At 43.5% G+C, this 10,668-nt stretch carries 12 protein-coding genes; 8 read left to right on the top strand and 4 right to left on the bottom strand.

Annotated elements, in window-relative coordinates; all coding sequences use genetic code 11:
* Together F6K51_RS33320 and F6K51_RS33315 are read left to right on the top strand one after the other, a co-directional pair.
* A partial coding sequence (locus F6K51_RS33320) for a sugar ABC transporter permease (RefSeq protein WP_293029121.1) occupies positions 1 to 773 on the top strand: 773 nt, incomplete at its 5' end.
* Positions 773 to 1,651, top strand: coding sequence for a carbohydrate ABC transporter permease (locus F6K51_RS33315; RefSeq protein ID WP_293029118.1), 879 nt, complete (start codon positions 773 to 775; stop codon positions 1,649 to 1,651). The genes F6K51_RS33320 and F6K51_RS33315, both read left to right, overlap by 1 nt.
* Here the strand turns inward: F6K51_RS33315 and F6K51_RS33310 are convergent.
* Positions 1,625 to 1,963, bottom strand: a complete 339-nt coding sequence (locus F6K51_RS33310) for a hypothetical protein (protein WP_293029114.1) — start codon at positions 1,961 to 1,963, stop codon at positions 1,625 to 1,627. The two genes, F6K51_RS33315 and F6K51_RS33310, sit on opposite strands and share 27 nt — an antisense overlap.
* 63 nt (positions 1,964 to 2,026) lie before the next feature.
* Here F6K51_RS33310 and F6K51_RS33305 point away from each other — a divergent pair, with 63 nt between their 5' ends.
* From F6K51_RS33305 to F6K51_RS33280, 6 genes are all read left to right on the top strand, one after another.
* A complete protein-coding gene (locus F6K51_RS33305) occupies positions 2,027 to 2,440 on the top strand; it encodes a four helix bundle protein (protein ID WP_293029111.1) in 414 nt (137 codons plus the stop codon).
* A 131-nt stretch (positions 2,441 to 2,571) separates the two neighbouring features.
* Entirely contained in the window at positions 2,572 to 2,931 is a 360-nt protein-coding gene (locus F6K51_RS33300; RefSeq protein WP_293029107.1) for a hypothetical protein, read from the top strand.
* A 1-nt stretch (position 2,932) separates the two neighbouring features.
* Positions 2,933 to 4,015, top strand: a complete 1,083-nt coding sequence (locus F6K51_RS33295) for an ABC transporter ATP-binding protein (protein ID WP_293029125.1) — start codon at positions 2,933 to 2,935, stop codon at positions 4,013 to 4,015.
* Positions 4,016 to 4,381: 366 nt separating this feature from the next.
* Complete coding sequence (locus F6K51_RS33290; protein WP_293029103.1) at positions 4,382 to 5,590, top strand: hypothetical protein; 1,209 nt, start codon at positions 4,382 to 4,384, stop codon at positions 5,588 to 5,590.
* Positions 5,591 to 5,711: 121 nt separating this feature from the next.
* The gene (locus F6K51_RS33285) at positions 5,712 to 7,178 is read left to right on the top strand and encodes a hypothetical protein (RefSeq protein ID WP_293029099.1); all 1,467 of its coding nucleotides are present in this window, start codon (positions 5,712 to 5,714) and stop codon (positions 7,176 to 7,178) included.
* A 61-nt stretch (positions 7,179 to 7,239) separates the two neighbouring features.
* On the top strand, positions 7,240 to 8,019 hold the full coding sequence (locus tag F6K51_RS33280; RefSeq protein WP_293029096.1) for a hypothetical protein: 780 nt from the start codon (positions 7,240 to 7,242) through the stop codon (positions 8,017 to 8,019).
* Positions 8,020 to 8,114: 95 nt separating this feature from the next.
* On the opposite strand, the gene F6K51_RS33275 is transcribed toward F6K51_RS33280, so the two are convergent.
* From F6K51_RS33275 to F6K51_RS33265, 3 genes are all read right to left on the bottom strand, one after another.
* A complete protein-coding gene (locus F6K51_RS33275; RefSeq protein ID WP_293029093.1) occupies positions 8,115 to 8,807 on the bottom strand; it encodes a hypothetical protein in 693 nt (230 codons plus the stop codon).
* A 6-nt stretch (positions 8,808 to 8,813) separates the two neighbouring features.
* Positions 8,814 to 9,137, bottom strand: a complete 324-nt coding sequence (locus F6K51_RS33270) for a hypothetical protein (RefSeq protein ID WP_293029089.1) — start codon at positions 9,135 to 9,137, stop codon at positions 8,814 to 8,816.
* Between the two features lie 245 nt (positions 9,138 to 9,382).
* Complete coding sequence (locus F6K51_RS33265) at positions 9,383 to 10,015, bottom strand: hypothetical protein (protein WP_293029086.1); 633 nt, start codon at positions 10,013 to 10,015, stop codon at positions 9,383 to 9,385.
* Between the last annotated feature and the right edge of the window lie 653 nt (positions 10,016 to 10,668).

Here is a 10,668-nt window from a genome sequence, read left to right as displayed (position 1 = left end):
TCTGGTTAAGTTTGTTCACTAAGAACCTAGGGACACAGCTACAACCGGTCTTTTCTGGTCTGAATAATTATGGGCGAATGATGGGGGATGGTCGCTTCTGGCACAGTCTCTGGAATACTGTGATTTTCACTTCAGTATCTGTTGCTCTGGAACTGGTGCTAGGAATTGCGATCGCATTAATTTTGAATCAAACCTTTAAAGGACGGGGTATTGTGCGCACCATCGCCATCCTGCCTTGGGCATTGCCAACTGCTTTGATCGGTCTAGTCTGGGCTTGGATGTTTAATGACCAGTTTGGGGTTTGGAATGATATCTTACTGCGTCTAGGTATTATTGAAGACGGAATCAACTGGCTAGGATACCCTACAACAGCGATGATGGCAGTGATTGCCGCAGACGTTTGGAAAACTACACCCTTCATCAGCATCTTACTCCTAGCTGGCTTGCAGTCTATTCCCCAAGACCTATACGAAGCCCATGCCCTAGACGGTGCTACACCCTGGCAAAGTTTCAAGCAAATTACTCTACCGCTATTGACGCCCCAAATCCTAATTTCCCTACTGTTCCGCTTTGCCCAAGCATTCGGAGTCTTCGACCTGATCAAAGTGATGACTGGAGGTGGTCCCGGAGGAGCGACAGAAGTTGTATCTCTCTACATCTATACCACTGTTATGGATTATCTAGACTTTGGTTATGGTGCTGCCCTTGTGGTAGTAACCTTTTTGATACTGGTAACCACCGTGGTAATTATAGCGCTAACCTTACGGAAGTAATGACTACTATTCCTAACTCATCATCCCCTCAACCCAAAACAAAACAAATTAACATTATCAAACCAATCATCCTCCCCCTAGGAATCATCTTATTGGTCATTTTCTGCCTAGCACCACTCCTTTGGCAATTCCTCACTTCCATCAAAGTCAACCAAGATATCTCTTCCCTTCCCAATATTTACTTCCCCACACGGTATACCCTTGACCACTATATAAACTTATTTACCCTGCGCCCCCTAGTCCACTATATTTTCAACAGCGCCTTTGTATCAATTGCTTCTACACTATTGTGTTTAGGGATAGGAACTCCCGCTGCTTATGCCTTAGCAAGGTTAACCCTAAGGGGAGAAAAAATCATCCTTGCCGGGATTATAATTATTACCTTATTTCCCTTTATTTTGATATTCCTAGGACTCCTGGAAATTATCCAGATTCTTCAACTAGGAAATAATTATTTAAGCCTCATTGTTTCCTATACAGCTATCAACCTTCCTCTCACCCTATTAGTGATGCGAAGTTTTTTTCAACAGCTACCGCGAGAGCTAGAAGATGCTGCTAAAGTTGATGGCTATAGCACCTGGCAAATGCTAATCCAAATTTTGTTACCCCTAACCGTTCCCGCTTTAGTAACAACAGGAATACTTACCTTTATTTTTGCTTGGAATGAATTTATTTTAGCCCTCACTTTCATTAGCCAAGAATCCATGAAAACCCTTCCCGTTGCTGCCGCTCAGTTAAGTGGTTCTATAGGGAAAGAGATTCCCTACGGTGCGATTGCTGCTATGACAGTTATAGGAACATTTCCCCTAGTGGTATTAGTAATGTTTTTCCAAGGTAAAATTGTCCAAGGTTTAACATCGGGAGCAGTTAAGGGTTAACTCTTTGGGGTTGAAGGTTTGGAGGGTTGAAGGTTGTTCGCGTAGCGTGGCCAATAGGCCAAGGTTTGGAGGGTTGAAGGTTGAAGGTTGAAGGTTGAAGGTTGAAGGTTGGAGGTTGGAGGGTTGGAGGTTGGAGGTTGGAGGGTTGGAGGGTTGTTTGGTTGAAGGTTGAAGGTTGAAGGTTGGAGGTTGGAGGTTGGAGGTTGGAGGTTGGAGGGTTGTTTGGTTGGAGGGTTGTTTGGTTGAAGGTTGAAGGTTGAAGGGTTGGAGGTTTGGAGGTTTGGAGGGTTGGAGGTTGTTCGCCCTTGGCATTCTTTGTAGGGAAGGTTTTAAGATTGAATTTTTTAAGATTGAATCTTTTGAGTTTGGAAGAGTATGGGAACTATAAAACGATTTGAAGAAATTGAGGGATGGCAGACAGCACGGGAGTTAACAAGGTTGGTTTACGCACTGTCAAAGGAGGGAGAGTTTTCCCGTGATTTTGATTTGTGCAAGCAGATGCGTCGTGCAGCGGTTTCGATTATGTCAAATATTGCTGAGGGCTTTGAGAGTCGGACACAACGTCTTTTTATTGAGTTTTTAGGTCGAGCTAGAGGCTCTGCGGGTGAACTACGTTCCCAAGCCTATGTTGCTCTTGATGCTGGTTACATTCATCAATCTCAGTTTACACAACTATTTGATCTATGCCAGAAGTGCAGCCGACAAATTACAGGCTTCATGGCATATCTGAAAACCTACCCTGATCAAAACCGACTCCGCGAGGACGAAGGAGATTATCGTATTGATTGACAGTTTTGAAACTTGACTCCCCTAAGATCGTTTCTATTTGCATCTGAATTGTAAACATTGATGGGTAGATGGAAGGAGAGTAGAATTTTCCCGCGAATTTTGCCTAATTGCAAAAGCCATCTAGCGCGGTCTTGGGGAGGCAGTGCCGTATTGGGGAAGTAATGCGATCGCACTTTTCCCCACACACTTCCAAAACCATCAACCATCAACCAGCTAACCTTCAACCTCCAAACCTCCCAACCTCCCAACCTCCCAACCTCCCAACCTCCCAACCTCCCAACCTTGGCCTATTGGCCACGCTACGCGAACAACCTTCAACCTTCAACCTCCAAACCTCCCAACCTCCCAACCTCCCAACCTCCCAACCTTGGCCTATTGGCCACGCTACGCGAACAACCTTCAACCTCCAAACCTTCAACCTCCCAACCTTGGCCTATTGGCCACGCTACGCGAACAACCTTCAACCAAATAACCTCCAAACCTCCAGATAGTATGCCTAAACTACAGCTACATAATATTAATAAAATCTACAAGACTAACAAGGGTAACGTCATCCCAGTTAAAGACATTAGCTTAGAGGTGGATGAAGGAGAATTTCTGACCCTACTTGGGCCATCGGGATGTGGTAAATCTACGATGCTGCGACTCATTGCTGGATTAGAGCAACCCACCCATGGCAAAGTAATTATCAATGGACGGGATGTTACTCATGTCAGACCAGGCGATCGCAATATCGCTATGGTTTTCCAAAGCTATGCTCTCTATCCTCATATGACCGTATATGACAATATGGCAGCTAGTCTGAAACTCCATAAAGTCCCTTCTGACCAAATTCAGAGCCTGGTGCAGGAAGTAGCTGGTAAATTGGGACTGGAAAATTTGATGGAGCGTAAGCCTAGTCAGCTATCTGGTGGTCAGCGGCAGCGGGTTGCTCTGGGCAGGGCATTGGTGCGCCAACCGGCTGTGTTTTTGTTGGACGAACCTCTGAGTAACTTGGATGCTTTGCTGCGAGAGCAAGTTAGGGCAGATTTGAAGCAGCTATTTGTTGCTCAAAAGGCACCGGTGGTTTATGTGACTCATGACCAAACGGAAGCGATGACCCTCTCAACTAAGATTGCGGTGTTATCTGAGGGTAAGCTGCAACAGCTAGATACACCCCAGGGCATTTACAACCAGCCAGCAAATCAGTTTGTGGCTAGTTTTGTGGGTTCTCCCCAAATGAATTTACTGACACTTCACTGTCAGGGGAATTATGCCCTCTTGGGTCAGGTCAAAATTTCTTTGCCAAATTTGCCTCAAGTTCCGCCACAGATTGTTCTAGGTATCCGTCCAGAAGATGTCGCCCTAGCTCAACCAGAGGATAAATATAGGATTGAGGGTCGAATCTACCTGGTGGAAAATCTAGGGATGCATAATTTAATTAGTGTTCGAGTTAAGGGGTCAGACTCTCTCAGCATCCGAGCCTTATTACCGAATAATTTAACTTGGGAAACAGAAGAGGTTACCCTGGCAATACCACCCGAGTCGATTCACTGGTTTGATAGTGAAACATGCGTTCGCGTAGCGGCTCTTTAGAGAATCGCGTAGCGGCTCTTTGAGAGCATTGCATTTTACCCTAACTTTACTGAGTATAGCAGAAACAATTAGCTGAAAATATTAAGAAATATGTAGAAAATGGAACCCTAGCAAGGAGAGGGCAGCGATCAGAGGAGAGTAATGTAAACAATGTTTATATTTTGACAGTTAAAACTAATTTTGATAAACTAAATAGGGTATAATTAATGATGATTGTAATCAAGTTACAGTGACATCAACTCGTAAATGCTATCTAGTCTAAAGCTAGATAGGGTTAAACGCGATCGCTAAACCGTAAGCTAAACCATAAACTTAGTTTCGACCAAACCCCATTATTAATTAATCATTCTTTAAATGGAGGGCAAAATGTCCCCAAACCCCCTGACTGTTATTGTCAAGATCAAGCCTGGAGAAGAGCCAGCTCTAAAATCAATTCTCGAAGCCATTGACTCGGATCCAGCAAATAATCCCTATGTTCGCTTTCCTGAGAGCCGTAACACCCACTTGGCGCGTTTTGCCATCCTCAATGATCCTGATAATGGACCGCGCTTGCTCTTTTCCAGCAATTATGATGGTGAATTAGATAGCTACCTAAATGAAATAATTCAGATATCACCAGGAATGGATAGCCTATGGGAAAAATGCCAAGGCTATACCGGCAAGCCACAATTCTCTGAGTTTATTAACCAACACTCCTATCAGCCCGAAGCTTTCTACATCGCCTTTCGTAATGAAACAGTCGAAAGCCTCAAGAACTACATTGCAATTCGGAAACATATTGAAAATTTATTAAATCTCAAGGATGTAGCTAACTACCTAGATTGTTCAGGAGTCAAGCCATTTTTAGATAAAGTTGCCCAGGTTTCTCAAACTAATACTTGGTGGGAAGTTGTGGGATTGAATGGATTAAAGATCTTGAGAGGATTGGTAGATATGGTTCAATATCCCTTGAACCTAATTCGCGAAATCCTGTTGGTTATAATAAATTTTCTGGCTAGCATACTGGGCAAACCGGAAAATAGAAGTGAAATTGGACAATATACTAGTGTGAAAGCTGATCTCGCTCAAAGTCAGCTTCTGGCCAACGCAGAAGATCGTTTTGTCCAGAACTCAATGAATCACCTTGTAGACATTAAGCCTGAGCGAATCAAGCGTCTGAAGATAGTATTATTTCTAGTTAATTGGGCTGGACAATATCTATTTCCACCAGCATCCCTAGTTAATATCACTACAATTCATTTTGCCCGTTGGCTGATTATTGATGAAGGTAAACGTTTACTATTTTTAAGTAATTACGATGGTTCCTGGGATAATTATCTGAATGATTTTGTTGATCGAGCCAGCGACGGATTAAACTCCATTTGGAACAATACAATGACTTATCCAGAGGGAGGCGCTCAGGATATTGGGGCGTTCAAACAATATTTCCGAGATTACCAAACCCCATCCCTATTCTACTACAGTGCCTATCCTGAGCAAACTGTCCAAACTAGTTTGAGAGACCAACAAATTAGCAAAATGATCGGGACAAATTTTAATCGAGCTGCGATTGAGGAATGGTTAAAACTGCTCTAACGGTTTGTTTATAACAGTTTGTTGAAAGAGCTACTGAATAGAATAATTAATCGTCAGCTGGATGCAGCGATAACTCAGAGATAACTCTGTAACTCTAAACCCAGAAACGAGGGAAGTGACCATGTCAGAATTAACGCCAGAAGCACGGGAAGATATTCAGGGAATGATATTGAGTGGTTATGGGCATCTACGCTATGCCTTATATTTATTTGTTCAAATCAAGAACCCTAAACAAGCTCAGGCATGGTTAAAGACTATTCTCCCGGAAATCACCACAGCTAAATTGTGGCCAAAACGACCAGATGGAACCACGGAAAAACCTGAATATACCTTGAATATTGCCTTTACCCACAAAGGATTGCAGGCTCTTAACCTACCACAGCACACTCTCGAAACATTTTCCAGGGAATTAATAGAAGGGATAGCTACTTCAAAACGTTCTCGTATATTAGGAGATACGGAAGAAAGCGCTCCAGATAAATGGGATGTCGGTGGCTCAAATAATGAAGAGATTCATATGCTGTTGATCCATAAAGGATTAGACCCCGAAAGCCTCGCCCAGCGGCGCAACCAATTGCTTCAAGATCAAGACGATAGTCTAGTGGTTGTGGCAGAAGAGCCTGGGTTTAGAGCTCCTAGTAATAAGGAGCATTTCGGTTTTAACGACAGTATTTCCCAGCCGATCATTGAGGGGAATCGAAACAACCAAAACCCTAATCAAGATGTGGTTAAGACTGGAGAGTTTATCCTGGGCTATCCAAATCAATACGATTTCTTGCCTGCTACCCCATCTGTGCCAGTAGACCAGGATAGTGATAACATCTTGCCCAGTTTTCCAGGTACAGAGCTGTCAGAGTTCAAAGATTTCGGACGTCATGGAACTTACCTGGTATACCGGAAGCTAGCCCAGGATGTAGCTGGCTTTTGGCAATATATTGCCCAACAAGGACATGATGGCGAGGGTTGTCCCCATGCTCCAACCATGAGCTTGCTTGCAGCTAAATTAGTAGGACGTTGGCCCAGTGGTACCCCCCTAGTGCTTGCCCCAGACCAGGATAACCCAGAGATTCAGGACAAGAATCAGTTCAAGTACTTACCAGAAGATAAGGAGGGTTATCGTTGCCCCATCGGTGCTCACATCCGTCGTAGCAACCCCAGAGATTCCTTTCTAGATGCCACCCCAGAGGATTCCTTTAAACTATCCAATCGGCATCGGATTATTCGACGGGGGGCTATTTACGGAGAACCTCTATTCCCCATCGATGATATCGAAAACGGTCAGTTGCCTGTGGATATCGAGGATGATGGCAAGCCCCGGGGACTGCATTTCTTCAGTATTAATGCTAATATTAGGCGTCAATTTGAGTTTCTTCAGGAAACTTGGTGTAACAATCCTCGATTTAACAGTTTATATGATAACAAAGACCCGATCATCGGAGATAATGACGGTTCTGGTCATATGACCATTCAGCGTTCACTGATTCGTAAACGAATTAATAACCTACCTCGATTTGTAACGGTCAAGGGGGGTGGATACTTTTTTATGCCAAGTATCACCGCCATGCAATTTATGGTTAATTGTGGTTAAATTGTCCAATGCCAGACCTGTTCAAAACTACTATAGTGCATCTAAATAGTGCATCTAAACTATGATTCCATTTGCTCTAACCTTTGCAGCAGTTTTTTCTCTGGGAATTGGGTTGATCTCCGTGTTAACCGTAATGCCTCAGCTCGGTAAGCTAGGCAAGACTATCTCTGAGTTTTTTATACAAGCCCCTGGGCTGGACGTGATCTTATCAGTGATAGTGTGGATTCCTTGGGTGATCAGTGGACTACTTTTAGGCTGGGTGGGGGTTTTGGCTGCCCTAGTGGGTCAAATATTAGCGCTACAGTTGTGGATTGTTGCTCATGAATTAGTCCATTCTGAGGCAGTAAAAGGACCGAGAATTGTTAGCTACCTCAATCAGCGGTTTGGCTGGTGGCGAAACCACTTGGCATTATGGGTGACAGCTGTCAGTGTGCCAGTGTTTTTTTTGATTCGCCTTGCTGAAATAGCCTTGTATCCATTCCTAATCTGGTTACTCGGCTTCCCAAGTTACAAGCACAGTGAATGGGTCAATGTCAGTCGCCAGAAGTTTGAAGGCTTAGTTGGTCATGATCTAATTTGGTGCCTTTACTGTGACTGGATGACTGGGGTGTATTCCCTTGGTGCTGAAATGTTGAGGAATGTCGAATCTTTCTGGTGTCCGATCCGCTTTTACAATGACAAAAAGTGCGAGAACTGTCGGCTCGATTTCCCAGATATCGATGGCGGTTGGGTTGCCAAAGACGGCACCATGGGAGACGTTGTACAAACAATAGAAGACAATATGCCTAGCGATCGCCAATGGACATGGTTTGGTCACCCAGATCGAGGGAATAGGGAGTAGGGAGTAGGGAGTAGGGAATAGGGAATAGGGAGTAGGGACTCCCGACTCCCGACTCCCTACTTCGGCAAGACGTCTAGGGGAAAAATCGATAAAAATTATTCTGTTGTCGGTTCTTTATGGGGGACATTATTCAGTCGGTTTCGTAGCCGAGAAATTAACTCGTAAACCTGCTTGCGAGGACGGTTAATTCCCCCTAAAGGTCTATGCTCTGGTAGAGAATGCCATGGTGTATAGGACAAATTCTCACAAAATTTTATTTGCTCAGGGGATTCAAAGGTCTGAGCAGGAATCTTGAGAGTAGCTACTTTTTGATAGGGTGATTTCCAATCGATGGTGGGGTCTTCAATTGGCATCTTATCAGCATCGGTCTGAAACTGAATTAAGAAATCAAAGCAAGCTTCTTTATTGTTGAGATGTTCTCGGATTGCGTCGCGAAGATAGTTTTCTGTTTTAGGAATCGACTTAGAACTAGTTGAGATATTATCAGGAGAAGGCTTCAGGGAGAATTTAATCGCTCCTGACCCATATTTGTATGGAGTTGTACTCCAATATTGAGATTCTAATGGACTGCGAATCTTAGACAACCGAATCCCTAGTCCGATCTGGATCTCACGCCAGCGCCATTTAAATGGATTAAGTCCATTTATGAAAAACTTTATGGGATTCCGGCTTCCGGAACGTTCAATTTCTGCAAAAAACTCAATGTAGTCTTTGGGATTGCGAACTACGAAAAGCGGGTGGTCTATTAGCAAAAAGTCTTGGGTTTCTTCATATTTTTCATCCTCCAAGACTTTTTACCCTGGTACACCCATCAGTTTAACCGCCATACCATGGGCATCACCTTTGGTATCCTTCTGCTCACTGAAATTTGAGAAGCGAATACAAGCGGGGAAACGCTTTCCTGGTTCTTTAAAAATACCTACTCTAATCTTGTCATCGTTAGGGAGGTTAGGGTCAATGATAAATTCTCCTCTAACACAACCATGAGCTTTGGGATGTTCTCCCCGTTTTACAGGAGGATGTTTGTCAATAAGTCGTTCACTGATTTGAGCAATTTCACGAGTAGCTTCTTCTTCATCCGGCGGTACGTTTTCTTGACCAATTTCTAATTTAGTCATCGCTGTCGCCTCTTTTACTCCTTTGGCTTTTTAGTATTATAGCATCAGGGTAGGGAATAGGGAGTAGGGAGTAGGGAGTAGGGAGTAGGGAGTAGGGAGTAGGGAGTAGGGAGTAGTATTTAGTTTTATCGTTTGTTTTTTAAGTATTTAGTTTTTAGGTGGGCAGTGTCTAGTAATTTCATTGGCTTGCTAATCTAATCTCTCTCAACCACTGCCCACCCTAGGTTAGCTTACTACGTTAATGGTTAAGCAATGCTTAACCAAGTAGTAGCAAAGAAGTTATCTGTATTATTCCAAAGTTCAACTAGATCAGACTGAGCATCACCATTTACATCGGTAACTAAGTAATCAGTATCGACTCGAAAGTCCCCTACTTGTGTATTACTGCCGAGGCTAAATCCACCCAGACCATCACTAATCCAAGTCGCAGCAAAGAAACTATCTGTATCATTCCAAAGCTCGACTAGATCAGACTGACCATCGCCATTTACATCGGTGACTAAGTAATTAGTATCGACTCGAAAGTCCCCTACTCTGGTATTACCGCCGAAGTCAAAATCACCCTGACCATCACTAATCCAAGTCGCAGCAAAGAAACTATCTGTATCATTCCAAAGCTCGACTAGATCAGACTCACCATCGCCATTTACATCGGTGACTAAGTAATTAGTATCGACTCGAAAGTCCCCTACTCTGGTATTACCGCCGAAGTTAAATCCACCCTGACCATTACTAATCCAAGTAGCAGCAAAGAAACTATCTGTATCATTCCAAAGCTCGACTAGATCAGACTGACCATCGCCATTTACATCGGTAACTAAGTAATCAGTATCGACTCGAAAGTCCCCGACTTGAGTTGTTGAACCTAGAGAAAACATTTAACTTGCACTCCTGTCATATGATTGACACGCTAAATACAGTACGGCAATCGTACTTTGATACTCCCCGCTCTCAAAAAACGGGGATTCTTGGCTCACGGATTCGACTTGCTATGACAGGTTTACACCAACCACAGTAGAGGTCAAATCTCCGCCAGTGTTTAGATATCTAATCCTGTTCCGGTGTGGCACACCGTGTTTGATAGATGACCAACACATTTATATAATCTCGAATTGAATCTAGATTTCATAGTACCCTTAAGGGTACCTTTTTCTTTAATAAAAATTAAGTTAAGTTAATTTACGGCGGTTTGCATACTTAAGAAGTACAGTAACAATCAGGAGCAAAGCAGTTACGAAAATCTTAAGGTGCGCTTGACCCATTAAGAATTAAATTCGCCACGGGTCGCACCTGTGGATAGATAACAGAATGGCTATTCGTAAAAACTTATAGAAATTATCATAGCTATGAGGTACACAATTTCTGGATTTTAGGGAACAGGGAACAGGGAACAGGGAACAGGGAATAGGGAGATAGGGAGATAGGGAGATAGGGAGATAGGGAGATAGGGAGATAGGGAGATAGGGAGATAGGGAGATAGGGAGATAGGGAGATAGGGAGATAGGGAGATAGGGAGATAGGGAGATAGGGA

The organism is Moorena sp. SIO3I8 (genome assembly GCF_010692325.1).
Classification (GTDB): Bacteria; Cyanobacteriota; Cyanobacteriia; order Cyanobacteriales; family Coleofasciculaceae; genus Moorena.
Note: the sequence above shows the minus strand (reverse complement) of the source record. Positions and strands in the feature narration are given on the sequence as shown.

Bases quoted from the DNA above. Each gene is read 5' to 3' on its own strand.
- F6K51_RS33315 (WP_293029118.1), top strand. From the start codon at position 773: ATGACTACTATTCCTAACTCATCATCCCCTCAACCCAAAACAAAACAA.
- F6K51_RS33310 (WP_293029114.1), bottom strand. From the start codon at position 1,963: ATGCCAAGGGCGAACAACCTCCAACCCTCCAAACCTCCAAACCTCCAA.
- F6K51_RS33305 (WP_293029111.1), top strand. From the start codon at position 2,027: ATGGGAACTATAAAACGATTTGAAGAAATTGAGGGATGGCAGACAGCA.
- F6K51_RS33295 (WP_293029125.1), top strand. From the start codon at position 2,933: ATGCCTAAACTACAGCTACATAATATTAATAAAATCTACAAGACTAAC.
- F6K51_RS33290 (WP_293029103.1), top strand. From the start codon at position 4,382: ATGTCCCCAAACCCCCTGACTGTTATTGTCAAGATCAAGCCTGGAGAA.
- F6K51_RS33285 (WP_293029099.1), top strand. From the start codon at position 5,712: ATGTCAGAATTAACGCCAGAAGCACGGGAAGATATTCAGGGAATGATA.
- F6K51_RS33280 (WP_293029096.1), top strand. From the start codon at position 7,240: ATGATTCCATTTGCTCTAACCTTTGCAGCAGTTTTTTCTCTGGGAATT.
- F6K51_RS33270 (WP_293029089.1), bottom strand. From the start codon at position 9,137: ATGACTAAATTAGAAATTGGTCAAGAAAACGTACCGCCGGATGAAGAA.
- F6K51_RS33265 (WP_293029086.1), bottom strand. From the start codon at position 10,015: ATGTTTTCTCTAGGTTCAACAACTCAAGTCGGGGACTTTCGAGTCGAT.